Source organism: Flavobacterium sp. xlx-214, assembly GCF_013874595.1.
Classification (GTDB): domain Bacteria; phylum Bacteroidota; class Bacteroidia; order Flavobacteriales; family Flavobacteriaceae; genus Flavobacterium.
This window is the reverse complement of record NZ_CP059431.1, coordinates 817383-842389: the sequence shown is the minus strand read 5'-3', so window position 1 is coordinate 842389 and position 25007 is coordinate 817383. Positions and strand designations below refer to the sequence as shown.

General features: G+C 33.0%; 27 protein-coding genes and 1 riboswitch. Of the genes, 18 read left to right on the top strand and 9 right to left on the bottom strand.

Translation table 11 applies throughout. The features are described from left to right. Window positions 1-30: 30 nt before the first annotated feature. Window positions 31-1287 (top strand): hypothetical protein, encoded by a 1257-nt coding sequence (locus tag H1R17_RS03950; protein ID WP_240453332.1) that lies wholly within the window; start codon window positions 31-33, stop codon window positions 1285-1287. A gap of 44 nt (window positions 1288-1331) precedes the next feature. Here the strand turns inward: H1R17_RS03950 and H1R17_RS03945 are convergent, their stop codons facing one another. The 3 genes from H1R17_RS03945 to H1R17_RS03935 form a co-directional block, all read right to left on the bottom strand. Continuing rightward, the gene (locus H1R17_RS03945) at window positions 1332-2120 is read right to left on the bottom strand and encodes a S1/P1 nuclease (protein WP_163431447.1); all 789 of its coding nucleotides are present in this window, start codon (window positions 2118-2120) and stop codon (window positions 1332-1334) included. 88 nt (window positions 2121-2208) lie between these two features. Continuing rightward, window positions 2209-2718, bottom strand: a complete 510-nt coding sequence (locus tag H1R17_RS03940) for an acyl-CoA thioesterase (protein WP_163431446.1) — start codon at window positions 2716-2718, stop codon at window positions 2209-2211. Between the two features lie 78 nt (window positions 2719-2796). Then, window positions 2797-3759: an SPOR domain-containing protein gene (locus H1R17_RS03935; protein ID WP_163431445.1), complete on the bottom strand. Its 963-nt coding sequence runs from the start codon at window positions 3757-3759 to the stop codon at window positions 2797-2799. A gap of 142 nt (window positions 3760-3901) precedes the next feature. Here H1R17_RS03935 and dprA point away from each other — a divergent pair, with 142 nt between their 5' ends. Together dprA and H1R17_RS03925 are read left to right on the top strand one after the other, a co-directional pair. Further along, window positions 3902-5014 (top strand): DNA-processing protein DprA, encoded by a 1113-nt coding sequence (gene dprA, locus H1R17_RS03930; protein ID WP_163431444.1) that lies wholly within the window; start codon window positions 3902-3904, stop codon window positions 5012-5014. A 54-nt stretch (window positions 5015-5068) separates the two neighbouring features. Next, window positions 5069-5737: a hypothetical protein gene (locus tag H1R17_RS03925; RefSeq protein ID WP_163431443.1), complete on the top strand. Its 669-nt coding sequence runs from the start codon at window positions 5069-5071 to the stop codon at window positions 5735-5737. 33 nt (window positions 5738-5770) lie between these two features. Here the strand turns inward: H1R17_RS03925 and trpS are convergent, their stop codons facing one another. Next, on the bottom strand, window positions 5771-6742 hold the full coding sequence (gene trpS, locus H1R17_RS03920) for a tryptophan--tRNA ligase (protein ID WP_163431442.1): 972 nt from the start codon (window positions 6740-6742) through the stop codon (window positions 5771-5773). 90 nt (window positions 6743-6832) lie between these two features. Between trpS and H1R17_RS03915 the strand changes: the two genes are divergently transcribed. Both H1R17_RS03915 and H1R17_RS03910 read left to right on the top strand, forming a co-directional pair. After that, on the top strand, window positions 6833-7585 hold the full coding sequence (locus tag H1R17_RS03915) for a 1-acyl-sn-glycerol-3-phosphate acyltransferase (RefSeq protein ID WP_163431441.1): 753 nt from the start codon (window positions 6833-6835) through the stop codon (window positions 7583-7585). Further along, window positions 7563-8180, top strand: coding sequence for a murein L,D-transpeptidase catalytic domain-containing protein (locus H1R17_RS03910; RefSeq protein WP_163431440.1), 618 nt, complete (start codon window positions 7563-7565; stop codon window positions 8178-8180). The genes H1R17_RS03915 and H1R17_RS03910 overlap by 23 nt, the downstream gene beginning before the upstream one ends. A 430-nt stretch (window positions 8181-8610) precedes the next feature. Here the strand turns inward: H1R17_RS03910 and H1R17_RS03905 are convergent, their stop codons facing one another. From H1R17_RS03905 to recA, 4 genes are all read right to left on the bottom strand, one after another. Continuing rightward, on the bottom strand, window positions 8611-9159 hold the full coding sequence (locus H1R17_RS03905) for a hypothetical protein (protein ID WP_220458659.1): 549 nt from the start codon (window positions 9157-9159) through the stop codon (window positions 8611-8613). Between the two features lie 60 nt (window positions 9160-9219). Beyond that, complete coding sequence (locus tag H1R17_RS03900) at window positions 9220-10227, bottom strand: hypothetical protein (protein WP_163431439.1); 1008 nt, start codon at window positions 10225-10227, stop codon at window positions 9220-9222. Then, window positions 10220-10807: a nicotinamide riboside transporter PnuC gene (gene pnuC / locus H1R17_RS03895; RefSeq protein ID WP_163431438.1), complete on the bottom strand. Its 588-nt coding sequence runs from the start codon at window positions 10805-10807 to the stop codon at window positions 10220-10222. Before pnuC ends, H1R17_RS03900 begins: the two co-directional genes overlap by 8 nt. A 26-nt stretch (window positions 10808-10833) precedes the next feature. Further along, window positions 10834-10938: riboswitch (TPP riboswitch) on the bottom strand. Window positions 10939-10998: 60 nt separating this feature from the next. Next, window positions 10999-12006, bottom strand: coding sequence for a recombinase RecA (recA, locus tag H1R17_RS03890; protein WP_163431437.1), 1008 nt, complete (start codon window positions 12004-12006; stop codon window positions 10999-11001). A gap of 198 nt (window positions 12007-12204) precedes the next feature. Here recA and H1R17_RS03885 point away from each other — a divergent pair, with 198 nt between their 5' ends. The 12 genes from H1R17_RS03885 to H1R17_RS03830 all read left to right on the top strand — a co-directional run bounded on the left by H1R17_RS03885 (window position 12205) and on the right by H1R17_RS03830 (window position 21666). Continuing rightward, window positions 12205-13257, top strand: coding sequence for a L,D-transpeptidase (locus H1R17_RS03885; protein ID WP_163431436.1), 1053 nt, complete (start codon window positions 12205-12207; stop codon window positions 13255-13257). A 27-nt stretch (window positions 13258-13284) separates the two neighbouring features. Continuing rightward, window positions 13285-13899 (top strand): hypothetical protein, encoded by a 615-nt coding sequence (locus tag H1R17_RS03880; protein WP_163431435.1) that lies wholly within the window; start codon window positions 13285-13287, stop codon window positions 13897-13899. 85 nt (window positions 13900-13984) lie between these two features. Beyond that, window positions 13985-14398, top strand: a complete 414-nt coding sequence (locus H1R17_RS03875) for a c-type cytochrome (RefSeq protein ID WP_163431434.1) — start codon at window positions 13985-13987, stop codon at window positions 14396-14398. A 16-nt stretch (window positions 14399-14414) separates the two neighbouring features. Next, window positions 14415-14726 (top strand): hypothetical protein, encoded by a 312-nt coding sequence (locus H1R17_RS03870; protein ID WP_163431433.1) that lies wholly within the window; start codon window positions 14415-14417, stop codon window positions 14724-14726. A gap of 235 nt (window positions 14727-14961) precedes the next feature. Further along, window positions 14962-16323 carry a rhodanese-related sulfurtransferase gene (locus tag H1R17_RS03865; RefSeq protein WP_163431432.1) on the top strand — a complete coding sequence of 454 codons (1362 nt, stop codon included), beginning with the start codon at window positions 14962-14964 and terminating at the stop codon, window positions 16321-16323. Window positions 16324-16391: 68 nt separating this feature from the next. Beyond that, window positions 16392-16973, top strand: a complete 582-nt coding sequence (locus H1R17_RS03860; RefSeq protein ID WP_163431431.1) for a hypothetical protein — start codon at window positions 16392-16394, stop codon at window positions 16971-16973. Next, window positions 16974-17327: an arsenate reductase family protein gene (locus H1R17_RS03855; RefSeq protein WP_163431430.1), complete on the top strand. Its 354-nt coding sequence runs from the start codon at window positions 16974-16976 to the stop codon at window positions 17325-17327. Window positions 17328-17409: 82 nt separating this feature from the next. Continuing rightward, the gene (locus H1R17_RS03850) at window positions 17410-18270 is read left to right on the top strand and encodes a YicC/YloC family endoribonuclease (protein ID WP_163431640.1); all 861 of its coding nucleotides are present in this window, start codon (window positions 17410-17412) and stop codon (window positions 18268-18270) included. Window positions 18271-18284: 14 nt separating this feature from the next. After that, a complete protein-coding gene (gmk, locus tag H1R17_RS03845; RefSeq protein ID WP_163431429.1) occupies window positions 18285-18863 on the top strand; it encodes a guanylate kinase in 579 nt (192 codons plus the stop codon). A gap of 3 nt (window positions 18864-18866) precedes the next feature. Further along, entirely contained in the window at window positions 18867-19448 is a 582-nt protein-coding gene (gene nadD / locus H1R17_RS03840) for a nicotinate (nicotinamide) nucleotide adenylyltransferase (protein WP_163431428.1), read from the top strand. A 182-nt stretch (window positions 19449-19630) separates the two neighbouring features. Beyond that, complete coding sequence (locus tag H1R17_RS03835; RefSeq protein ID WP_163431639.1) at window positions 19631-20626, top strand: NAD(P)H-dependent glycerol-3-phosphate dehydrogenase; 996 nt, start codon at window positions 19631-19633, stop codon at window positions 20624-20626. Between the two features lie 5 nt (window positions 20627-20631). Further along, window positions 20632-21666 carry a TerC family protein gene (locus H1R17_RS03830; RefSeq protein WP_163431427.1) on the top strand — a complete coding sequence of 345 codons (1035 nt, stop codon included), beginning with the start codon at window positions 20632-20634 and terminating at the stop codon, window positions 21664-21666. A gap of 32 nt (window positions 21667-21698) precedes the next feature. Here H1R17_RS03830 and H1R17_RS03825 read toward each other — a convergent pair whose 3' ends face one another. Continuing rightward, window positions 21699-22106 carry a hypothetical protein gene (locus H1R17_RS03825; RefSeq protein WP_163431426.1) on the bottom strand — a complete coding sequence of 136 codons (408 nt, stop codon included), beginning with the start codon at window positions 22104-22106 and terminating at the stop codon, window positions 21699-21701. A 349-nt stretch (window positions 22107-22455) separates the two neighbouring features. Here H1R17_RS03825 and H1R17_RS03820 point away from each other — a divergent pair, with 349 nt between their 5' ends. Then, window positions 22456-25005, top strand: a complete 2550-nt coding sequence (locus H1R17_RS03820; RefSeq protein WP_163431425.1) for a tetratricopeptide repeat protein — start codon at window positions 22456-22458, stop codon at window positions 25003-25005. The last annotated feature ends 2 nt before the right edge of the window (window positions 25006-25007 follow it).

Below are 25007 nucleotides of genomic sequence, written 5' to 3'. Positions count from 1 at the left end.
AAAAATGTAAATAACTAAATCCATAAAAAAATGAAAATATTTAGATTCGCATTAATAGCAGCAGCAATGTTAACCGCAGGGGTTACCAATGCGCAATACAACAGTGGCAATGCAACTGTTACAGCTCAGAATTATGATATTTCTGATAATCTAGATTTACAAGCGGTAGCATCTATTTTTGGTGAATCTAGAGATTTGGAAGATTTTGAGAGACGCTTAAACGATCCATCGGCACAAATATCAAACTTAGATTTAAATAACGATGGTTATGTTGATTATTTAAGAGTTGTTGAGGTTGGTGAAGGCAATGTACGTGTTATTGTAGTACAGGCTGTAATGGGGCAAGATCAATTTCAAGATGTTGCAACAATAGAGTTAGAGCGTCAACGTAATAAATCAGTTCAAGTACAAATTGTAGGTAACTCATATCTTTATGGTTCAAACTACATTTATGAGCCATATTATTACTCAACACCTGTGTTTTTTGATATGTTTTGGTTAGCAACGTACCGTCCGTATTATTCACCATGGTATTGGGGATATTACCCAACGTATTACAGCTATTGGAGACCAATGCCTATATTTAGCTACCACAGCCATATATATTCGCACATAGATCATAGAAACAGATATTCTTATACAGATAACAGAAGATTAGTTAGATCTGATAGAATGTACAGCAGTGTAAGAGGAAATTCATTAGAGCGTCAAAGTCCAAATAGATCATTTGCTAGTCGTAATAACAATGCAACTAATCGTAGATCTTTAGATACTAATAGAAACGATACAAGAACAAGAGGTTCACAAACAGTTGGGCGCGATAACGGTAGTACCATTAGCAGAACACATAATTTAGATAATAGAAATATATCAAATAATAGAAGAGGTTCTGAATTATCAACTGGTCGCCAGCGTGTTTCAACAGAAGAGTTTTCAAGATCAAGATCAAACAGCAATGCAAGTTCATTAAGATCATCTGATCGTTCTTCTGGAATTTCAACAAGTAGAAATAATTCAAGTACATTTAGCAGAAGTACTAATAGAGTAGAATCTGCGCCATCTAACTCAAGAATTGAGCGTTCTTCTAGAGTTTCTCAACCAAGTAGAAATGTAGAGTCTAGTAGCCGATCTAATTCAAGTTTCAGTAGAAGTTCATCTCCATCAATGCGTAGTAGTTCATCACCAAGTATGAGCAGATCTTCAGCCCCTTCAATGAGCCGTAGTAGTGGTTCAATGGGCGGCGGTAGAAGTTCATCAGGTGGCGGAATGACCAGAGGTGGGCGTTAATAAATTATTCAAAAGCAAAAGAGCGTTTTTAAAACGCTCTTTTTTTATTTATAAATATCATTTAAAACCTTAGATAAGCGCAAACCGCCTTTTAAAAGCTGTTGTTCTACATTGTTTTTGTTTAAATAATGGTATTCATATCGTAAATTACGGTTTTCATTTACTTCGCTATAAATATTGTTTGATAATGAATACGAATCAAAAATCCAGTTTTCTAAAGTACCTTCTTGTACTTTTTTGATTTCCTTTTTTGATAGAATATTTAAAACTTCTGCATACTCTGTATAGCTATATTTTTCATAATCAACTAATTTAGAATCCCAAACAGTGTGAATGTTGGTTTTACTACCAAACCATTCAACTGTAATTTTGTTGCCCCCTAAATCTTCAGATCTTCCTACATGCATAGGTTGGTGGGCATCTCCTAAAATATGAATTAAGAAGTAAAGGTATTGTTGTTGTTGTTCAAGAGGTAAATTCTTGTTTTTTAGCGCATCAATCAAAATTAAAGCACGTTTGTACATGTTCTCGTCAGAAGAGTTGTTTAACTCGCTTAAAAATTGATTATAAGGTAAATTTCCAGGTATGTTTACATAATGCCAAGAATCGGCAAAAGCAAAATTTTTGTCCGATTTGATAAAATCGGGCCAATTAGCCCAGTAAGCTAACTTTTGATTTCCAATAATTTTCTTGATTTGTTTCTTTGCTTTTTTAGATAAGTTTCTTTCTGCAATTTCGGCAACAACACGGTGTCCTGTTGTGCCCCAGGCAAAGGTTTGTTGCGTAAAAGTTGTTACACAAACCAGCAAAATGGTTTTTAAAAATAATTTCATTCTAGATAATTTTTACAAAGGTAGCCTACCTATTTTAATGAAGTGTTAATACAAAATAAAAAATCGACTATTAAAGTCGATTTTAAAATTATTGAAACAAAGCTTTAAGTTCAGTAGCTTCGCTTGGTTTCATTTTTCCAGCTAAAACTAAACTTAATTGTTTTCTGCGTAAAGCAGCTTCATAACGTACTTTTTCTTCTTCGGTTTCAGGTTCTATTGTAGGAATTTCAACAGGAGTTCCCATTTCATCAACTGCTACAAAAGTGTAAATGGCTTCGTTTGCTTTTTGACGATTACCCGATTCACGATCTTCAATCCAAACATCTAAAAATATTTCCATTGAGGTTCTAAAGGTTCTTGAAACCTTAGCTTCAATAGTAACCACACTGCCTAAAGGAATACTCTTGTTAAACGCAACGTTGTTTACCGAAGCAGTAACGCAAATTCTACGCGAGTGGCGACGGGCTGTAATACTTGCAGCACGATCCATACGGGCAAGTAGTTCACCACCAAAAAGATTGTTCAAAGGGTTGGTTTCACCTGGTAAAACCATATCGGTTAAAATGGTAATGGAATCTTTAGGAGTTCTAGGTTGCATAATTGACTTTTTATACAAAAATAGAAGAAAAAAATTAACATTAAACAAAAAGAAGGTCAAATTTGACCTCCTTTTTGTTTAATTTGTAATAAAGATCCAAGCGTCTTTATTTACTTTTTCGTGAATTTCACGTAAATCGGCTTGTGCTTCTTCCTGCGTTGCGTAGCTGTTGTAAACTACTTGGCGCATATTATGTTTTGATTTTGATAAATAACGTGCATTTGCATATCCTTTTGCTTTTAATTCGTTTGTTAAAACTTGCGCCTTAGCTTCGGTTTTAAAAGCACCTGCAACAATGTGAAAAGGTTTTGATTGATTTAAAGAAGTTTGAGCAACTTCTGCAACTTTCTCTTTTACAACTTTTGGAGCTTCAATAACAAAGGTAGCTTGCTGTAATTTTTGCTCTAATTGATTTTGAACATCTTTTTCAACAGCCAATTTTTGTTCTTGGTACACTGCATATTCTTGATAGGTTGATACAGAACTGTACAAACCAATTGCACCTACAAATACAGCAGCATAACGCATCCATTGTAAACGTGGTTTCTGTTTTACAGCAGTTGGTAAAGCAATTACTTTTGGTTCTTCATTTTGCGCATCTCTTGTTAAAGCATTTGCCATAACAGCAGTTAATCCAAATGAAGAGGTTAAATAATTAGTTGATCCTACTGGTTCAAACTGAATTTTTTGTTCCTCATTTAAAGCTAACTCACCAATGTTTTTTAAATAAACCGTTTCGCTTTTAGCAAGAATGGCTTTCCATAAAACAACTTGTTCATTTATTTTAGAAACGGCTTCGTTAAACGAAATGTTCTCTTCTAAAGCAATATGATTTGCTAATAAGCCATCGTTTTGTTGTAATAATGAATTAAATAAAAGGGCTTTTTTAGGTGGTGCAAAAGTATTACTGGTTTCATTGTAACGTGCAGAAACCGTTTCGGTAATAAATGCGCCAAAACCTGGTACCATTACACATTGGTAACGATACAATAAAGCTGATATATGTTTTTCAATCATCATAGGGCAAAAATAACGAATCAATAGTTTTTAAAGAAATTTATTCACAAATGTTATTAACAATTTTTGCTTGTTGTTAATATCTTTTTGAATTTGAGTGTATACACTGTTTTCCAAATTTAAAAAATCATTTATATTTATAAAAGAATGATAATCAAAAAAATACATGAATACGCAAACTTTAACATCTTACTTAAAAATACTAGCTTGTGATGGATTAGGTGTTGTAAATGCCCGTAAACTTTTAGAAGCAAGCCAAGATGTTACTGCTATTTTTGAGTCTGATTTTTTAGATCGTTTTTTAGAATTAACTATTCCGCCATCTATAAAAAAATTAATTCAAGAAGATCATCATTCGGCGTTAATTCAAGATGAATTACAATTTATCCAAGAAAATAACATTCAATGTGTAGGGTTTTTAGACAACGCTTACCCTAAATTATTAAAAGAATGTGCAGATGCGCCTGTTGTTCTTTTTTATAAAGGCAATTTAAATTTGCTACAAAATGATTGCTTGTCTGTTGTAGGTACACGCAAAATATCTTCTTTCGGAAAAGAAATGGTTCAGAATTTAATGACTTCGGTTGCGCCTTATAACCCAACAATTGTTAGTGGTATGGCATATGGCGTTGATATTTGTGCTTATGCCGAAGCACGTAAAAATAAATTAGGAATGGTAGGTGTTATGGGGACTAGTTTTAAAACATTATACCCTAGCGCACATAAGAAGTTGTATTATGATTTGTTTGAAAACGGATTGGTTATAACCGAATATGCTGGGTTTAACACACATGTGCCCGAATTGTTTACACGCAGAAATAGAATTATTGCAGGTTTAAGCAAAGCAACAGTGGTGGTTGAAAGTGCCGAAAAAGGAGGTTCATTGATAACGGCTTATTTTGCGAACGATTATGCACGCGAAGTGTATGCTATTCCAGGGAGAATGACCGATGAATTTAGTAAAGGATGCTTGCGATTGATACACGAAAACCGTGCGCAAGTTTTATACGATTTTAATCACTTAATTGATGATTTAAATTGGAATAAGGAGATAGCCGTAAAAGTAGAAACCGAGGTTAAAAAACAAATCGACCTCAATCAATTTTCAGCAGTACAGCAAACTATTTTAAAATGTTTACAAGAAAAAGAGTTGCATATTGATGAATTGGCTTTGCAAACACAGTTAGAAATGGCAACTTTAAATGCCGAATTAATGATGCTTGAATTAGACAGTGTTGTAATTGGGTTGCCTGGTAAAATGTTTAAACTGAAATATTAAACAATAAAATTAAAATGTTTTAGTTATTAGATGATAACTTTTAAACATTTAATTATGAAAAACTATTTAAAAATTTTAAGCTTGTCAACTATGTGCTTACTGATTGCTTGTGACAAAGATGATGAGCAAGTAATTCAGGAAGAAACAGTCAACTTCTTTAATCTTAAGACAGGAAATTATTGGGTTTATAAAAACTATGATGGGGATTCAATTCAAAATATGAAATTTTCAAATACCCTTGATTCAGTTGTTTTAACAGATAAATTTACATTTGATAAGAAAGATTATTTTAGAAAGGAAACTTTTTATAAAAATGTGGACGCTAATACTTGGAATAGCAAGAGCGTCTATTACATCTCTGTTAACTCTAAAGGTCATTTAATAACAGTTGGTAAAGACCCTAGAGAAAGCAATAATCAAAAAGAGTATACAACTCACCCTGGAACAGATAAAGACTTTTCGTATCAAGAAGAAATTATTTATGGAGGTGAATCTTATGGAACTGTTATTTGTAAATCAGAAAACAATCAAACTATAAACGTTGAAGGAAAGGATTATGTATCTTATCCTTACATTTGGAGATTACAACCGAATGAAAAAGTAAAAAAAGAATTGGTTTCAGAGTTTCATTATGCAAAAAATGTTGGCTTAGTTAAAGAGACTACACCTATGATTTCAGGATCATTTATTATTGAAAAGCGTTTAACTTCTTTTAAAAACTAAACAAAACCGCCACTCATTTGAGTGGCGGTTTTTTTATTCATATCCTAATTTCTCACGAACCTTATGTAAAGTTTCATTTGCTATTACCGATGCTTTTGCGGCACCTTCTTGTAACAAACGATCAAGCTCTGCTAAGTTGTTCATATAGTAATTGTATTTTTCACGATTTACTTTAAATTTTTCGCAAATTAATTCAAACAATGCCTGTTTTGCGTGTCCGTAACCATAATTTCCGCCTTCGTAATTCGCGCGCATTTGGCTAACTTGCTCAGTAGTTCCTAATAATTTATACAAAGCAAACACGTTGCAAGTATCTGGGTTTTTAGGATCTTCTAACGGAGTTGCGTCTGTAACTATCGCCATAATTTGCTTGCGCAACGTTTTATCGTCTTCAAAAATATTGATGAAGTTGTTACGCGATTTACTCATTTTTTCACCATCGGTACCAGGAATTGTCATAATATCCTCTGCAATTCGGGCATCAGGCAAAACAAAAACATCGCCCATTTGGTGGTTAAAGCGAGAAGCCACATCGCGTGTAATTTCTAAATGTTGCAATTGATCTTTACCAACCGGAACAATTTCAGCATTGTATAATAAAATATCGGCAGCCATTAACATAGGGTAGGTAAACAACCCTGCGTTTACATTTTCTAAATAACTGGCTTTGTCTTTAAACGAATGTGCCAACGTTAAACGCTGAAACGGAAAAAAACAGCTTAAGTACCAAGTAAGCTCGCAAGTTTGTGGTACACTCGATTGTTTGTAGAACGTTACTCTTTCGGTATCTAATCCACACGCAAGCCAAGTTGCAGCCACACTATATGTATTTTCTTTTAATGTTTTAGCGTCTTTAATCTGAGTTGCCGAATGCAAATCAGCAATAAATAAAAACGTTTCATTTTTAGGATCGTTTGCCATTTCAATTGCAGGCAAAATGGCTCCTAAAAGATTTCCTAAGTGTGGGGTTCCGGTACTTTGAACTCCAGTTAATACTTTTGCCATTGTTTTTAATTAAAATTTTTACAAATTTAATGGTTTATTACATTCGTTCGTTCAATAATTCATTAATTTGCATCGTTAAGAAAAAGATACATGCATTTATTAAAAAAGGTTGTTTGGTTTTTATGGAAACTATGGTTTTACACGCTTATATTAATCGTGATTCTTGTGTTATCGCCTTTTTTAATTATTTCTTTATCAACCGATAAGTTTTACCGATTCTTTTTTATTCTTGCAAGAATTTGGGCTTACACTATATTTTACGGCACAGGTTTTAGAAAATCGGTGATAACCAAACAAACATTCGATCCTAAAAAAAGTTACATGTTAACGGCAAATCATACCAGTATGATGGATATTATGCTGATGTTGATTTTGGTGAAAAATCCGTTTGTTTTTGTAGGAAAAAAAGAATTAGCAAAGATGCCTATTTTTGGGTATTTCTATAAAAAAGCATGTATTTTGGTTGATAGATCAAGTGCTGTGAGCAGACAACGAACCATGATTATGGCTGCCGAAAAATTATCGAAAGGATTAAGCGTGTGTATTTTTCCTGAAGGTGGCGTGCCTGATAACGAAGAAGTGGTTTTGGATGAATTTAAAGACGGAGCTTTTCGTTTAGCGATTGATTTTGAAATTCCTGTGGTTCCGATGTCTTTTATCGGGCTAAAAAAAATGTTTCCTTTTCGCTTTTTTGCAGGTCATCCAGGCGTTGTAAAAGTATACCAACATCCGTTTATTGAAACCAAAGGCTTAATCCAACGCGATAAACCCGAATTAAAAGAGCAAACCCGAACGGTAATTTTACAACCCTTGCTTCATCATGAAAAAAATCATCTTACGTAGTTTATTAGTACTTTTTCTTTTAGGAGTTGGAGCTTATTTGGTGCTAAAATATGTTCGCCCGCATGCTTTTGAATCTAAAGAAGCTTCGGTTCGATTTGAAAAGAATTTGGCTGTAGCAAAATCGTTTCTTCAAAAACATGATACTTACAATCAAGAGGTTGTTTTCTTGGTTGATATGCGTATTCCAAGCAATTACAACCGATTTGTGGTGTACGATATTTCAAATAATAAAATACTTCATAAAGGGTTGGTTGCCCACGGAAAAGGATCGGATACTTCTGTGAAAGATTCGTTGCAATTTAGCAATATCGAAGGCAGCAACATGACCTCGTTGGGCAATTATAGGATAGGAGGCAGTTATGTGGGGCGTTTTGGAAAATCGTACAAACTACATGGATTGGATACCACCAACGATCAAGCTTTTACTCGATATGTAGTGTTGCACACCTACGCGCTCATGCCAAACGATGAGCAATTAGTACCTGTTCTTCGTAGCGAAGGTTGCCCTATGGTAAGCAAAGAAATGTTTGCCATTTTAGAAAAAATAATCGATACCAGTAAAAAACCTATTTTACTTCGAATTTATTACGATTAGTCGAATTTTCCTTCTGAACTTGTTTCAGGATCTCGCAATTTAATTCAGTAGCAATACAATATGATTCGGTAGGAATACAATATGAGTCAGTAGCAACGCAATATGAGTCTGAAGCAACGCAATATAAGTCTGAAGCAATGCAATATGATTAAGTAGCAACGCAATATGAGTCTGAAGCAATACAATATGATTCAGTAGGAACGCAATATGAGTCTTGAGGAATACAATTCGAGTTGCGAGGAATACAGTTTGAGACTTGAGGAATGTAATTCGAGTCTTGAGGAATGCAATTTGAGTTGTGAGGAATGCAATTCGAGTCTTGAGGAATGCAATTAGATTGTGAGGAATAGAATTTGAGACTTGAGGAATGTAATTCGAGTCTTGAGGAATACAATTCGATTCAGAATCTCACAAGATGTAATCTTTTGTTTTATTGATAATTAACTTTTTCAATTTTAAAAGATTCAAGTAACTTATTATAATTATCTAAATTTTCTTTATTATTATCATAAACATTAATTAGAAAGGTAGAATCTGTTTTAATAGCACCAAAAGTCTGACCTGCATGACCAGGAGATCTTTCTTTAATTTTACTATTAATCAATTTGGAAAGATAATTATTTACAGCAATTATGTTATCTTCTGATAACCGAATTTCTTTTGAAATATAAGGCTGTTGAAATTCTGGCTTTCCATAAAACTCACTTAATTTATCACAATCAACTTTAGTTCTTTTATAATAGGCGTAGAAATTAAGGTCTTTTTTTGCAAAGATTTCAAAACTTTCTTCATGACCACCCCATTCTCCACATTCGTCGAAACTTGCATATATCACAAGCTTAGTTGGAGAACCAAAAGCACCTAAGTCGCTTGGTTCAAAAAATGATATGTCATTTTTCTCAATTTTAGGTTCTATTTCTGAAACTTTATTTTGACAAGAAAGTATAATTAAAGATAGAAATACTATTGCCTTTTTCATATGCAGATAAGTGTGTTATCAAATATAAAGATATATCTAATTAAAAGAATAGGTTGCCAATTATTCCTTTCTTCTAAAATTCGCGTGTTGTGTTGCGGTGAAAAAATCCTTGAAAATTTGATTGATGGGTTGGTTTTCATTAGATGCTACAATGCCCAATTGCATATAAAAGTTTAAAATTTCATGAGCTAAGTAAGTTACTTTTTCTACACCAAATTGATGAATGTCAGTTTGTAAAGTTTCTAAATCCGAATTGTTTTCCAATAAATAGGTTTCTACTTTATGTGCAAACTCAAACATTTTGGTAGTCATAATTTCTACTTCATTATTAAAGAATTCTATCTTTAAATCAGGATTAATCAACAAAGCTTGCTTGCAAAAATGTTGTGCCATACCCATATAATTAATCAACAAGGTTAAATCGGCAAAAATGCGAAACGGAATTTTATCTAAAATACTCTCCGTATAAAAGGTATTGTACGTAAAACTATAATCTTCGGAAACCAAAACCGCATCAACAGTAAACGAAAAAGTGCCTGTAGCTTTCATTCCCATCGATTTCCAATCCGCAATAATTTTTACTTGATTTTTAGGAATGATAAAAGAACGAATTTGCTCTTTTCCATCCCCATCCAAAACGGGAATATCATTTTCAGTAACCACAGCATTCAACGTAAAGTGACTTAAATGTGGTGCGCCCGTTGCGTATTTCCAAAAGCCAGAAATAAGGTAGTTGTCGCCTTGTTTTTCGGCAGTTCCTCCAATCATACCACTTCCGCCAAAGCAAGTAAAGTCATCTTTAAAAAGAAGTTGAGCAATTTTAGGCTTTAAGTTTCTAGAAAAATAGTTGGCACCAGCGCACAAAGTCACCATCCACCCCAAACTGCCATCTGTTGCAGCTAATTCCTTTAATAATTGCAAACCTTTGTTAAAACCAAATCCTAAACCTTTGTATTGTTTGGGTACCCAAATTTGCAACCATCGTTCTTTGTAAATGTGTTGTATAATTTCATCAGGAATTACCGTTGCTTGGTTTAATTGTGTTCGAATTTCTTTTAAACTAAGCATGTTTTTGCGTTTTTAAGATTTTATTCCAGTTGATATATCCGAAAATAGCAACAATAAATAAGAACGCCGATAAAGCTGCGTACAAATACAAATCTTTATGAATAAGTAAAGGAATTGAAATGATGTTGCTGATGTTTAGTAAAACCCAGTTTTCAATTTTTCGCTTTGCCATAAGCCACATACCAGCCCACGCAAAGGCGGTTACAATAGAATCCCAAAAAGGAACGTCGCTGTCTGTAAATTGCGTTAAAAAAGTATAGAAAATTACAAACGCACCAATTACAATACCTGCTGTTTTGTATTTTTCGGATGAGGTTGCGAATGTGATAGGCGTTTCGGTTTGTTGTTTACCAAACTTCCAAAAAATCCAACCGTAAATACTCATCACTAAATAATATAAATCGAGCGAAAATTCAGCATACAATTTAGCATTGAACTTCACATACAAAGCCAGCAAAATACCAGCAATACCAAAAAGATAATTGTGAATATTGTTTTTTTGTGCCAATAAAACTTGCACAATGGCGAAAGAAACGCCCAACCACTCCATCCAAGTGGTTTTTAATAAAATTTCCTGCATCGTATTAACTTAAAAATTAACAGATGAGATGATAAAATTACAATCCCTACGCTGGCATTATCCAGATCAGGTGCAGAACCGTGTTCTTGGGTATCATCTCAGCCAATAAATTGGCACCCCATTGAATGTTCAAAGTTGGTGTTTTTTTCTGAGAATAAAAAATCCCTCTAAAACTTTAGAGGGATTTATCATTAAGAACTTTGTTGTTCTTTAATATGTTGTTTAATACGATCTTCTAATTCTTCTTGCAGTTCAGGGTTATCTTTAATTAAGCCTTTAACAGCATCGCGTCCTTGGCCCAATTTGGTTTCACCATAACTAAACCAAGATCCCGATTTTTTAATAATTTCAAAGTCAACAGCTAAATCTAAAATTTCACCTGTTTTTGAAATTCCTTCACCATACATAATATCAAACTCAGCGGTACGGAAAGGCGGTGCTACCTTGTTTTTAATGATTTTAACTTTGGTACGGTTACCCATTACATTGTCGCCGTCTTTAATTTGGGTTGATTTACGAATATCGATACGAACCGATGCGTAGAATTTTAAGGCGTTACCACCCGTTGTGGTTTCAGGGTTTCCAAACATTACACCAATTTTTTCACGTAACTGGTTGATGAAAAATACGGTACAATTGGTTTTAGAAATGGTAGCTGTTAATTTACGTAATGCTTGCGACATTAAACGTGCGTGTAATCCCATTTTAGAATCACCCATTTCACCTTCAATTTCACTTTTTGGCGTTAACGCAGCAACCGAGTCAATTACGACTAAGTCAATAGCACCTGAACGAATTAAGTTTTCAGCAATTTCTAAAGCTTGTTCTCCATTATCAGGTTGTGATATGATTAAATTGTCAATATCAACCCCTAATTTTTGAGCATAAAAACGATCAAAAGCATGCTCTGCATCAATAAAAGCGGCAATTCCTCCTGCTTTTTGAGCCTCGGCAATGGCGTGTAATGTTAAAGTAGTTTTACCTGACGATTCTGGTCCGTAAATTTCTATTATTCTTCCTCTTGGGTATCCCATTACCCCTAAAGCTAAATCTAAACCTAATGATCCAGATGAAATAGCCTCTACTTCTTCAACTGCGCTATCGCCCAATTTCATTACGGTTCCTTTACCGTATGTTTTGTCTAATTTATCTAATGTAAGCTGTAAAGCTTTTAATTTTGCCTCTTTATCTGCACTCATAATCTAATCTCTAATTATAGGTAAATATAGTTTTTTTTGTTGATAAATCAACTCTTTTTCTTAACTGTAACAAAGATAGGATAAAAAAGCGACAATAAATGTCGTTTTAATTTGTGGTAGATGCTAATTGTTTAATAGGGCTATTATCAGCTATTTTTTTAGAATGTTTTTTTTAGTATTTTCGTATAAAAAAAGAAAATGAAAAAATTGTTGTTAGTTTTTCTTGCATTAACGCTTTGGGTAGCTTGTAAGAAAGAAAACGAAGGAAAAGAACCTCAAGAAAGTAACAGTACAACTGATCATCCGCGTAATGTTGAATTAAATAAAGATACCTTGTCTTTAAAGGCTGATTCTTTAGCAGCTGTTAAGAAAGATTCTCTTTTAGCTGTGAAAAAAGCTGAAATTGAGAAAAATAAAAAAGCGAAGAAGTTTAGCGTTTATAAAGGAGACGATTACAGCTATTGGCCAATAAAAAATAGCGACTCACTACGTAAATTGTTTTATAAAACTTATACGAAGCAACAACAATATACCATTGCCGCTTTAAACAGAATTGATACCGATCATATCAACGGGCGCGATACTTTAGTTGTTCCAAATGAGTTTAAAAGCTCGTTTATGGATTATACGCCTTTTCCAAGAAAATTAGATAATTTGGTTGAGGTTCCTAAAATTATTATTTTCTCATATCCAATTCAAGCATACGGAGTTTATGAGAAAGGAAGTTTAGTAAAATGGGGGCCAACCAATATGGGTAAAAAGACCGCTCAAACACCACGAGGTTTGTTTTTTGCCAATTGGAAAGGAAGAAAAGTACGCAGTACTGTTGATGATGAATGGATTTTAAACTGGAACTTTAACATTAATAACTCTGGTGGTGTGGGTTGGCATCAATATGCTTTACCAGGATATCCTGCTTCGCATTCTTGTTTACGATTATTAGATGCCGATGCGCAATGGTTGTACACTTGGGCAGATCAATGGGTCTTGGCTGATAAAAACACAGTAAAAGTAAAAGGTACTCCGGTAATTGTTTTTGGCGATTATAAGTTTGGTGTAAAAGGTGTTTGGCATCAGTTAGTTGAAAATCCTGAAATCACAAATATTTCTAAAAGTAGTTTAGAAGGTATTGTTGAACCTTATTTAGCTGAAATTTTTAATCAACAAACCATTCGCGAAGAATATAATAAAACAAAAGCCCCTGCTATCAAAGAAGCTGATACAAAAATAGCTAAAGATTCTATTAAGTAGCTTTTATATCAGGGTTTGGGTGTAATTATGAAAAAAATCAAATTAATTTTTTTTGTCTTTTTTTGTAGTATTTGTTCTGCTCAAAAAATCGCTTTAATTCAAGAATTCAAAAAGGAGTTGGTGAAATCTGTACCATTTCCTTTTAGTTTGTCTGGTAATAAATGTAAATCTTTCATTGTTACAACAGATAATGGAAAGATTGAACAAATTAAAGACGAATGTAAGTTTTTAATTTATCCAGAAAGAAAAGGTTTTGCAAAAATCATGGTGCACGATAACTCTAGAAAGGAAGTGTTTTCAGATATTTATGAAGTTAAAGACTTAACTTTTAGTATTAAAATTAACAATGGAGAGAAGAGTATCAGTGACATTGATCGTTTCTTAAAGACTTCAAGGCTTGAACTTAATTCATCAGATTTGAATTGCCTGAATTTTGAGTGGTATTGTCAGTTTGATTTAATTTATATAGACACTTTTAAAAGAGTTGAATTAGCGATGGATTCTAAAAACGGAAATCTACAATTACTTCAAGAGAAATTACCTCAATTAAAAAGCAATGATATTCTTGTCTTTAGAAACTTTAGAATATTTGTAGGAGCTGAAGAATTTGTAGCGTCTGATGTTATATTAGAAGTAATGTGATTTATTAAATTAGACTAACTATAAATTGTAAGTTGCTGTAACATACATTGTTGTTTTTTGTAATTTTAGTTAAAACTAAAAGGCTATGAAAAAAAATGCAATGTATATTTTAAGTTTTTTGTTGGTTGGCTTGGTTCTAATGTCTTTCAATTTAAAAACAAAAGAAACGTATTACGGAAGTGTTGCTAAAGACGGATTTAAAAATCTTAAAATTTTGCCGCAAAGCATTTCCAAAGATAGTTTAATGAACTTAATGGAGGGTTACAATAAAGCCTTAGGCGTTAAATGTAATCATTGCCATGTGATGTTGGATAAATCGTCTGATAAAAAACACGAGAAAGAAGTAGCAAGACATATGATTAAATTTACCGACGAATTAAACGCAAAAGAGTTTGCACCAATTGGAGAAAAATATAAAAATGCCATTGAGTGCGCAACGTGTCACCGTGGTTCAACCAAACCAATGGATGATACCAATGCTTTTATGAGTAAAAAGTAATTAGATATTGTGGTTAATGATGAAAAAAGTAGCTTTTCTGATATTATTTGCAACAACACTGTTTGTTTCTTGCTGTCGTTTTGATGATGTAGTAACAGCGCCAGTTATTACTAGTTGTAATAAAATGGCTATAGTTGATACTAATAGATTTAATCAAACAGTAACAACTAATTACACCTTTACAAATGTAGTTTTAAACGGAGATTGCTTAGAAGTTACTATTAGTTCTAGTGGTTGGGATCCTAACAATTGGGATGTGAATTTCATTGCTTCAGAAAATGTGATGGAATCATTCCCTGTGCAACGTGGTGCTAAATTCAACTCATAAATAATGAGGGTTGTTTAGCTGTTTTTCAAAAAACAATATCGTTTGATCTTATCCCTTTGCGTGTTCAAGGACAAAATCAAGTGCAAATAAATCTACAAGGCTGGAATACGTCTATAATGTATCAATATTAAACGCAAATGATTTTTATCATTTTCACTAAAAAATAAAACCGTAAATTTGCAACCGAATTCTTCCATTTAGAGTTCGGTTTTTTTATCATTTAAAGTTTTATAGCATGCAACTGTACAACAAATTAAGCGCCGAACAGCGTGCGCAATTAATTGAGGAAGCGGGTCAAAAACGCATTACTTTATCGTTTTATCAATACGCAAAAATTGATGATCCTCAACAATTCAGAGACAATTTATTCTTAGCTTGGTCTAAATTAGATGCTTTAGGCAGAACCTATGTAGCGCATGAAGGCATTAATGCACAAATGAGTGTGCCTGCAGAAAATTTTGAAGCTTTTCGTGATACCTTAGAAGCATACGATTTTATGAAAGGCATCCGTTTAAATGTAGCTGCTGAGCAAGACGATTTATCGTTCTTAAAACTTACGGTAAAAGTACGTCATAAAATTGTTGCCGATGGCTTGGATGATGCTACTTTTGATGTAACCAACAAAGGAATTCACTTAGGAGCGAAGGAATTCAACGAAATGTTAGAAGATCCTGATGTAATTGTGGTTGATTTTAGAAATCATTACGAAAGTGAAGTGGGTCGTTTTACAAATGCTATTACGCCTGATGTTGATACGTTTCGTGAATCGTTGCCAATTATCAACGACAAACTACAAGCACATAAACAAAACAAAAAGTTGTTAATGTATTGTACAGGCGGTATTCGTTGCGAAAAAGCAAGTGCGTACTTTAAACATCAAGGTTTTGAAAATGTTTTTCAGTTAGAAGGTGGTATTATTGAATATACCCGTCAAGTAAAAGCAGAAGGTTTAGAAAGTAAATTTATTGGTAAAAATTTTGTGTTCGATCACCGTTTGGGCGAGCGCATTACCAACGATATTATTGCCAATTGCCATCAGTGCGGAAAACCTTGTGATACACACGTAAATTGTGCCAATGAAGGTTGCCATTTATTGTTTATTCAATGCGATGAATGCCACGAAGCCATGCACGGATGTTGTTCTAACGAATGTTTAGAAGTTATTCAGTTGCCTATTGAAGAGCAAAAGATGTTGAGAAAAGGTGTGCAAAAAGGGAATCTAATCTTTAAAAAAGGAAAATCAGATGCGTTAAAGTTTAAAAAAGAGCGCAATGTTTTTGAAGAGGTAGTTCCTGTGAAAGTAGCCACTGTAACTGAAATTCGTAAAAAGAAAAACGAGCGTAAAGTTTTGGTTGGGCAAGGCGAACATTATTTTACAAAAGCATCTGTAGCGCAATTTTCAATTGTAAATCATTCAGTAAAAGTAGGCGATACTATTATTATTTCGGGTCCATCAACAGGAGAAGAACGCTTAACTTTAGAAGCTTTTAAAGTAAACGGACAAGAAGCAACCGTTGCCAATATTGGCGAGAAAATTACGTTTGAAGTTCCTTTCCGTATCCGATTATCTGATAAATTATACATTGTTCAAAAATAAATGCATCAAAAAGCAGAAACACTTTTAGGCAAGTTGGTAATTTTACTAACTTGCCTTTTTGTTTGATTATGTTTAAGGAAGAAAATAATGTTTATTGGAAGAATTTTTGCAAAATCATCGAAGGGGAATTTGTTGAGCGAAAGTATTGGCATTCTGCGCAAGCAATTGCTTCATACAAAAGTTTTAAAATTATATTTGATCATTATACCCACTATACAGTTTCAGGAAGAACTAGTTTAGAATCTAATGTAACTCGTATCTATTGTGTTTTTCAATGTGATGAAGTTATTGAACTTAAAATGGAACAAAAAACATGGTTAAATAAGTTGATTTCCATTTTTAATCGAAATAGAATACAAACAAAAAACAACGAAATCAATTCTAAATATCTTATCACCTCAAAAAGCAAAAATGTAAATTCGTTTTTTAATACTTCAATTTCAAAGAAAATCATTTCTACAGCAATACAACAATTGTATATTGATTCTAAAGATGGTATCTGGGGAAATCAATTAGAAAACAATCAGTTTGAAATAGCAACGTATGTGGATGTTTATGAAATGGAGTATCCTGATTTATTAAGAATAAAAGCATTCTTTGAAGAAGCAATAGATGTTTTGCTAACTAATTACAATATAAAACCTTTATAAATGAACAAAATTTATTACCTAAAAACCTGCGATACATGTAAAAAAATCATGAATCAAATACATAATTTAGCTCAGTTTGAATTACAAGATATTAAGGAGCAAGACCTAACCGTAAAGCAAGTAGAAGGAATGTACGCTTTAACAGGTGGTTATGAAAAGTTATTTAGCAAGCGTGCCAAGTTGTATAAAGAAATGGGCTTGAAAGATGAAAAATTAACAGAGAATGATTTTAAACGTTACATTTTAGAACATTATACCTTTTTAGCGCGCCCCGTAATTATTTTCAACAATCAAATATTTGTAGGTAATAGTCCTAAAACAGTTCAAGAGATGTTGAAAGTTGTAAATGCTTAATTTTTAAAAAGGCACACATCAATATAATTATTTAAAAACCTAAGTTACAATTTAGTAAATTTGCACCTTTACAATTATGAGCATGATTTATTCAATGACAGGTTTTGGTAAGGCATCAATGCAATTACCATTAAAAAAAATTACAGTAGAGGTAAAATCACTAAACTCTAAAAATTTAGATTTAAGTGTTAGGTTGCCTCAGGCGTACAAAGAAAAAGAGTTAGAAATTAGAAACCTTATTGCGCAACAGTTAGAGCGTGGTAAAGTAGAATGTTCTGTTTTTATTGAGGTAACGGGCGAAGAAACATCTGCTGTATTAAATGCTCCTATTGTAAAAGCGTATATTGCACAAATGCAAAACATTATTCCTAATGCCGATGCTACCGAGCTAATGAAAATGGCGGTACGTATGCCCGATGCTTTAAAAGTAGAGCGTTGTGAGGTTGATGAAGAAGAGTGGACTAAAATACAAGTTGTTTTAGCCGAAGCTTTAAAAAACATCAACGAATTTCGTCAGCAAGAAGGTGAGAAGTTAGGAAACGATTTTGCAGAACGCATTGCAAACATTCGCACGTATATGAAAGAAATTACGCCTTTTGAAGAAGAGCGTATTAAAAATGTAAAAGAACGTTTGCAGCAAAACTTAAAAGAGTTAGAGGTAAACATCGATGAAAGCCGTTATGCACAAGAAGTAATCTATTACATTGAAAAGTTAGATATTAATGAAGAAAAAGTGCGTTTAACCAATCACTTAGATTATTTTATTGAAACGTTGAATACCCAAGAAAACAGTGGTCGTAAATTAGGCTTCATTGCACAAGAAATGGGTCGTGAGATTAATACTATGGGGTCTAAATCAAATCATTCCGAAATGCAAAAATTGGTTGTGAAAATGAAAGACGAGTTAGAAAAAATCAAAGAACAAGTATTAAACATATTATAAACAAAACAACACAAATGGCAGCTCAACAAGGTAAATTAATTGTATTTTCGGCACCATCGGGTTCAGGTAAAACAACTATTGTGAAACATTTATTACAACAAAATGATTTGCATTTAGATTTTTCAATTTCTGCAACTTCGCGTTATATGCGTGGCGATGAGGTTAATGGAAAAGACTATTATTTTATTTCTGCCGAAGATTTTCAACAAAAAATCAAAGAAAATGCCTTTGTTGAGTATGAAGAAGTGTATAAAGACAATTATTACGGAACATTAAAAACCGAGCTTGAACGTATTTGGGCATTAGGTAAACACGTTATTTTTGATATTGATGTGGTAGGTGGTTTAAACATCAAAAGTCAGTATCCAGAACAAACCTTGGCTGTGTTTGTAAATCCACCATCGGTTGAAGAGTTAGAGCGTCGTTTGCGTTTTCGTCAAACCGAAAGTGATGAGAAAATAGCCATGCGTTTAGAAAAAGCAGAACGCGAAATTTCTCGTGCGCCAGAATTTGATGTAATTTTAGAAAACCACGATTTAGAAACGGCTAAACAAGAGGCGTATAACTTGGTTGCTAACTTTGTAAATGCTTAAAAAATGAAGGTAGGCTTGTACTTTGGCACATTTAATCCTATACACGTGGGGCATTTAATTATTGCCAACCACTTGGTAGAAAATAGTGATTTAGATCAGGTTTGGATGGTGATTACACCGCATAATCCACTGAAAAAAAAGGCAGGTTTGTTAGAAGATTATCACCGTTTACACATGGTACATTTGGCAACAGATGGGTACGATAAAATTATACCAAGTGATATTGAATTTAAATTACCGCTGCCTAATTACACCGTTAATACACTAGCGCATTTAAAGGAAAAGTTTCCAAAACATCAGTTTTCATTGATTATGGGCGAGGATAATTTAAAATCGTTACATAAATGGAAAAATTATGAGGTAATTTTAAACGAGTATCCTATTTATGTATATCCACGAATTTCAGAAGATGAGGTGCCTGTTGAGTTCAAAAATCATCCCAAAATACATAAGGTTAATGCGCCTATTATAGAGCTTTCTTCTACTTTTATTCGCAATAGTATTAAAGAAGGCAAAAACATCAAGCCAATGATTGATACTAAGGTTTGGGAATACATTGATCATAATTTATTCTACAAAAAATAAAAAAAGCGACATCCAATTGGGAGTCGCTTTTTCAGTTTATTAAAAAATCAAATTAAAAATCATAGGAATAACGTAAGATTGTAGTTGTTTATTGTTGCGGAATCGTCTTTTTTTGAAGCTTAACAAAATAATAAATTATATAATGGTTAAAAAGATTATTTTTGCAGTTCAAATATATTGAAATGATTGACGATCCAAAATTTGCAGTAATTGGTGGAGGTAGTTGGGCAACCGCTATTGCCAAAATGCTGTGCCACAATGAAAATAAAATTGCGTGGTACATGCGTAACGAAACTGCGATTGAAGACCTAAAGGTAAACAAGCACAATCCCAATTATTTAAGTGCGGTTGAGTTTGATACCGATCAACTTTTATTAACAAGCGATATCAACGAAGCAATTTCTTTTGCAGATTATATCGTTTTTGCCATTCCTTCTGCTTTTTTAGCAACCGAATTACAAAAACTAACGGTTTCATTAGAGAAAAAAGTAATTATTTCGGCTATTAAAGGAATCATTCCTGAAACAGGTTTAATTGTAGGACAACATTTTATAGAAACCTATAACGTTCCTTTAGAAAACATTGCCGTTTTAGCGGGGCCTTGCCATGCAGAAGAAGTAGCTTTAGAACGTTTGTCTTACTTAACCATTGCGGGTGGCGATTTAGAAAAAGCTGAAATTATTGCGAAAAGCCTACGTAGCCATTATATAAAAGCTAAAACATCAGACGATGTTATTGGAACTGAATATGCTGCTATGTTAAAAAATATTTATGCTATTGCTGCTGGGATTGCGCATGGTTTAGGATATGGCGATAACTTTCAGGCGTTACTAATGAGCAATGCAATTCGCGAAATGAAAAAGTTCATTAAAAAAGTTCATAAATTAAAACGCAATATTAATGATTCTGCCTATTTGGGCGATTTATTAGTAACAGGATATTCTTTGTTTTCACGTAACCGTATGTTTGGAAACATGATTGGTAAAGGATATACCGTTATTTCTACTAAAATGGAAATGAATATGGTTGCCGAAGGTTATTACGCCGCAAAGAGTGCTTATTTAATTAATTTAGAGCTAAAAGCCAAAACACCTATTATTGACGCTGTTTATGAGATTCTTTACAACAATAAAGAGCCTAAAAGAGTGTTTAAAAAACTAACCGATAAACTCGATTAAGAAATATGAAGACAAATTTACCAGACGATCATTTAATAAACCATCCGTGGTTAATTGGTGGCTTTGCCATTGCTGTTGTTATCATGCTTTTATTAGATTTAGGTGTTTTTAATAAAAAAAGTCATTCTATTTCTAACAAAGAAGCCCTTTCTTGGACAATTGTTTGGATTGCCCTTTCAATGGTTTTTAGTGGGGTTGTATATTGGGTTTTAGATAAGCCTTATGGTATAACCGATAATTTCTCTAAATACCAAGCAGCTTATTGGATTGAAAAAGCACTATCTGTAGATAATCTTTTTGTGTTTATTTTAGTGTTTAAGTTTTTTAAAATACCAAAAGAATTTCAGCATAAAGTATTGTTTTGGGGTATTTTAGGAGCTTTGTTCTTTAGAGCGATTTTTATTTTTGCTGGAGTTGAGTTAATTAAATTAACTTACATAACCTTGCCGTTTTTAGGAATTGATCCTGAAACAGGAGAGGCTCGCCAATTAAATGTAATTTTATTTGTTTTTGGTATCTTCTTAATTATTGCAGGTATAAAATCTTGGGCATCAGATAATCACGATGATGAAAACAGCGATTTATCTAAAAACATTGGGGTACGTATTGTACACAAGTTTTTTAAAGTTACCAAGGATTTCCATGGCGATAGCTTTTTTATCGTTCAAAATGGCGTAAAAATGGTAACGCCTTTATTTGTTGCATTAGCTGTAATTGAAATTACCGATTTGGTTTTTGCTGTTGATAGTATTCCAGCTATTTTCGCAATTGCACCAGATGATCCTTTTATATTATACACCTCTAACATTTTTGCTATTTTAGGATTGCGTTCTATGTATTTCCTTTTAGCAAATTCAATGGATATGTTTTCAAAACTACATTATGGCTTAGCTATTATCTTAGTTTTTATTGGTACGAAAATGATTATCATGCCGTATTATCATTTTGATTCTTCGGTATCATTAACCATTATTGGTTCGGTATTAGGTTTATCGGTTATTTGGTCGTTAATATCCAATAAGAAAAATAAAGAAGCATAAATAAAAAAGTCAGATTTTAAAATCTGACTTTTTTATTTTAACAAAATTCCTCTTAAATCGGTTGTAGGTATATCGCTTAGTGCATTTTTATTTACAGTGTTTGTTTTAAACGTAAATGTTTTATCGTACATTTTATTGTTTAAAAAGTAAGTGATTTTAAATTCGTTGTTTAATTGTAATACGTTGTTTTCTAACAATTCAACTTTTATTTTGTCATGCGCAGCTACTTCGTTAAAAGCATGTCTAAAAGTACCTGTTTTGCGTTGCTCGCCATTTATTGTTCCGTAAGCACGAGAAACAACTAAAGCCATTTCTAAAGGTTCATTGTTATCATTTATTAAATAAACATACCAACTATCTTCCAGAAAATCATCGTTCCATTCTGAAATTGCTGCTAAATAAACCTTCTCTGATTTAGGAAAATCAATATCTTTTTTCATTTCTTTAAATTAAGCAACAAATGTAAAACAATTTATTTTTATTCGTTTTAAGTAAAAATTTAAAATAATTCTTAAAAAAATGTGAAATGATATATTATTTTAGTATATTCGAGCAAGGGTTTTTTAAAATTAGAAAATAAATTGGTTTTTGGTTAGATTAAGTTGATTAGCATTTTGCTATGAAGAAGAGATCGCTCCTTTATTAGGAGCGATTTTTTTTAAATTTCTAATTGTTGTAAAAGTTATGTTCTGTTTTCTTATTTTTACCAATTGAAGTATAGAACGTTAAGTTTTTCTAAAATTTTTATACGAAAATCTGTATTTTTTAGTTATTGTAAAAAGCATTCCATTGAAAACAGTTTTCTCAAAATACGCCGCCGTTTTAATATTAGTTTGGGTCATCATTGCATGTTCTACCGAAAAAACGGGTTTTATGAACAAAGGCTTTCACGCCACTAATACAAAATACAACATACTTTACAACGGTACTGCCTCTTATGATAGAGGGGTGCAAGAGCTAAAGAAAAAATATGTTGACGATTTTTCTAATGTAATTACTGTGGAACCTACTCAACGCGATGAAAAAGCGTTAATTGTTACAGGCGCAGTAGAAAAAAGTCCTCACTTTCAACGTGCTGAAGAAAAAGCAGTGAAGGCTTCGCAAAAACATTCTATGTATGTGGCGGGTAAAGAGCACAATCCGCAGATTGATGAAGCTTATATGTTGCTAGGTAAAGCGCGTTACCAAGACTTGCGTTTTGTGCCTGCCATAGAAGCGTTTAACTACATTATTTTAAAATATCCTGATAGCGATTTGTTTTATGATGCTTTAATTTGGAAAGAAAAAACCAATTTAAAGTTAGAGTATGATGGTATGGCTATACAAAACATTAAAAAAATTCTTAGAGATAACGATACCAAACTAAAAGATCAAACCAAAGCCGATGCTTATGCTACATTGGCACAAGGATATATTAATTTATCACACTTAGATTCGGCACGTATGCCTTTAAAACAAGCCATTGATTTTACTTCTAATACCGATGAAAAAGCAAGGTATACCTATATTCTAGGTCAGTTAAACAGCAAAACAGGGCAAAAGTCTGAAGCGGTAAAGAATTTTCAGGATGTAATTGATTATAACAGAAGAATTTCTAGAGCATTGGTTATTAATGCACATGCAGAAAAATTTGCCAATCAAGATATTAATGCCATTGATACCACTGCATTTGTAAAGCAATATTTATCGTTATTAAATGATAGAGAAAACAGAGCTTATTCTGATATTATTTTTCATCAATTAGGTGTAATGCATGAAGCTTATAAGTTAGATGACAAAGCAATTAAAGACTACAACATGTCTTTAAAAGTCAATAAAAATAATGAATACATTAAAGTAGCCAACTACAACAAACTGGCAAATATCTACTATCAAAAAAAGCAGTTTGAAACCGCGGGTATGTATTACGATAGTACTATGGTGTACATGAACCCTATGTCTCGTGAGTATGTGCAAGTAAAGCGCAAGCGTAATAATTTGGTTGATATTGTTCGATACGAGCAGTTAGCAAAGAGAAACGATAGTATTTTGAATTTAGCATCAATGGATGATACACAACGAAAAGCAGAAATTCAAAAACTTATTGATCAATTAAAACAAGACGATTTAAGATCACAGCAAGCATCATCGCAACAAACCACTAGTAATGGAATGGCACCAAGTGTAGGTTCTTCGTCTAACTTTTATTTTTACAATACCAATACCGTTTTACAAGGAAAAACCGATTTCAGTAAAAAATGGGGCAATCGTCAGTTAACAGATAATTGGCGTTGGGCTGAGGTGGCAGCAAGTAGTAATAATGCAAGCGTGGTTTCTAACAATCAACAACAAGCTCCTGATTCTTCTGCAAATGATACAGCAAGTATTGATGATCCTAATGTGGCGCGTTACAATGTTGATTTTTACATAAAGCAAATTCCTACAGATGAGGAAGAGTTAAAACGATTGAAATTAGATCGTGATAATGCTTATTATCAATTAGGTTTGCTGTACAGTGATCGTTTAGAAGAGTATGAAGTTGCAGCGGGCAAATTAGAACATTTGTTAGCAACCAATCCTGAACAAGGGTTAATAGAACCTGCAAAATATCATTTGTATAAAATTTATTTAAAGATAAATCCTGCTAAGGCGCAAGCTATGTTAGAGGATTTAAAAACCAATCACCCTAACTCGCGCTATACCCAAGTGGCTTTAAATCCTAATGCTGTTATTTCCGGAGAAGGATCGCCAACAGATGAGTACAACAAAGTATATCGTTTGTATGCTAACGGCGCTTATTATGAAACATTACAAGAGTTAGATGCTAAGATTCCTACCATTATTGGCGATGGAATTGTGAGTAAGTTTGAACTTTTAAAAGCAATGACAATTGGTAAGTTACGTGGTTTAACACATTATAAAGAAGCATTAGAATTTGTAGCTTTAACGTATCCAACATCAAAAGAAGGAAAAGAAGCTGAGCGTATTATTACTAAAGATTTGCCTAAGCTACAAGGATTAAGTTTTAAACGTGATTTGTCTAAAAACATTAAGATGGTGTATGCAATTCCATATCCGTTGAATGAAGAAGGCATTGCATTAAAAACAAAACTAGAGCAATATGCAAACGATCGTAGACATACAGGTATGGTGTTTAGTGCCGATATGTACAACGATAATACCATTTTCTTTGTATTGCATGGTGTAAAATCGGGTAATATTGCAAAATCGGCTCAAATGTATTTAGAGCTAGATAAAGAATACGGCATCAAACAAAGTCCAGTTTTAATTAGTACCGATGATTATGGCGTGGTGTTGATTAAAAAGAATTGGGATGAGTATGTAAACACCCAACAATAATG

What these genes read in the sequence shown, in the direction of transcription:
- H1R17_RS03925 (WP_163431443.1), top strand. Translation starts at nt 5,069, where the DNA reads ATGAAAAACTATTTAAAAATTTTAAGCTTGTCAACTATGTGCTTACTG.
- H1R17_RS03885 (WP_163431436.1), top strand. Translation starts at nt 12,205, where the DNA reads ATGAAAAAATTGTTGTTAGTTTTTCTTGCATTAACGCTTTGGGTAGCT.
- gmk (WP_163431429.1), top strand. Translation starts at nt 18,285, where the DNA reads ATGGCAGCTCAACAAGGTAAATTAATTGTATTTTCGGCACCATCGGGT.
- H1R17_RS03825 (WP_163431426.1), bottom strand. Translation starts at nt 22,106, where the DNA reads ATGAAAAAAGATATTGATTTTCCTAAATCAGAGAAGGTTTATTTAGCA.
- H1R17_RS03865 (WP_163431432.1), top strand. Translation starts at nt 14,962, where the DNA reads ATGCAACTGTACAACAAATTAAGCGCCGAACAGCGTGCGCAATTAATT.
- H1R17_RS03945 (WP_163431447.1), bottom strand. Translation starts at nt 2,120, where the DNA reads ATGAAATTATTTTTAAAAACCATTTTGCTGGTTTGTGTAACAACTTTT.
- trpS (WP_163431442.1), bottom strand. Translation starts at nt 6,742, where the DNA reads ATGGCAAAAGTATTAACTGGAGTTCAAAGTACCGGAACCCCACACTTA.
- H1R17_RS03905 (WP_220458659.1), bottom strand. Translation starts at nt 9,159, where the DNA reads ATGAAAAAGGCAATAGTATTTCTATCTTTAATTATACTTTCTTGTCAA.
- H1R17_RS03880 (WP_163431435.1), top strand. Translation starts at nt 13,285, where the DNA reads ATGAAAAAAATCAAATTAATTTTTTTTGTCTTTTTTTGTAGTATTTGT.
- H1R17_RS03875 (WP_163431434.1), top strand. Translation starts at nt 13,985, where the DNA reads ATGAAAAAAAATGCAATGTATATTTTAAGTTTTTTGTTGGTTGGCTTG.
- H1R17_RS03830 (WP_163431427.1), top strand. Translation starts at nt 20,632, where the DNA reads ATGAAGACAAATTTACCAGACGATCATTTAATAAACCATCCGTGGTTA.
- H1R17_RS03900 (WP_163431439.1), bottom strand. Translation starts at nt 10,227, where the DNA reads ATGCTTAGTTTAAAAGAAATTCGAACACAATTAAACCAAGCAACGGTA.
- dprA (WP_163431444.1), top strand. Translation starts at nt 3,902, where the DNA reads ATGAATACGCAAACTTTAACATCTTACTTAAAAATACTAGCTTGTGAT.
- H1R17_RS03870 (WP_163431433.1), top strand. Translation starts at nt 14,415, where the DNA reads ATGATGAAAAAAGTAGCTTTTCTGATATTATTTGCAACAACACTGTTT.
- nadD (WP_163431428.1), top strand. Translation starts at nt 18,867, where the DNA reads ATGAAGGTAGGCTTGTACTTTGGCACATTTAATCCTATACACGTGGGG.
- pnuC (WP_163431438.1), bottom strand. Translation starts at nt 10,807, where the DNA reads ATGCAGGAAATTTTATTAAAAACCACTTGGATGGAGTGGTTGGGCGTT.
- H1R17_RS03860 (WP_163431431.1), top strand. Translation starts at nt 16,392, where the DNA reads ATGTTTAAGGAAGAAAATAATGTTTATTGGAAGAATTTTTGCAAAATC.
- H1R17_RS03910 (WP_163431440.1), top strand. Translation starts at nt 7,563, where the DNA reads ATGAAAAAAATCATCTTACGTAGTTTATTAGTACTTTTTCTTTTAGGA.
- H1R17_RS03850 (WP_163431640.1), top strand. Translation starts at nt 17,410, where the DNA reads ATGATTTATTCAATGACAGGTTTTGGTAAGGCATCAATGCAATTACCA.
- H1R17_RS03835 (WP_163431639.1), top strand. Translation starts at nt 19,631, where the DNA reads ATGATTGACGATCCAAAATTTGCAGTAATTGGTGGAGGTAGTTGGGCA.
- recA (WP_163431437.1), bottom strand. Translation starts at nt 12,006, where the DNA reads ATGAGTGCAGATAAAGAGGCAAAATTAAAAGCTTTACAGCTTACATTA.
- H1R17_RS03940 (WP_163431446.1), bottom strand. Translation starts at nt 2,718, where the DNA reads ATGCAACCTAGAACTCCTAAAGATTCCATTACCATTTTAACCGATATG.
- H1R17_RS03855 (WP_163431430.1), top strand. Translation starts at nt 16,974, where the DNA reads ATGAACAAAATTTATTACCTAAAAACCTGCGATACATGTAAAAAAATC.
- H1R17_RS03915 (WP_163431441.1), top strand. Translation starts at nt 6,833, where the DNA reads ATGCATTTATTAAAAAAGGTTGTTTGGTTTTTATGGAAACTATGGTTT.
- H1R17_RS03950 (WP_240453332.1), top strand. Translation starts at nt 31, where the DNA reads ATGAAAATATTTAGATTCGCATTAATAGCAGCAGCAATGTTAACCGCA.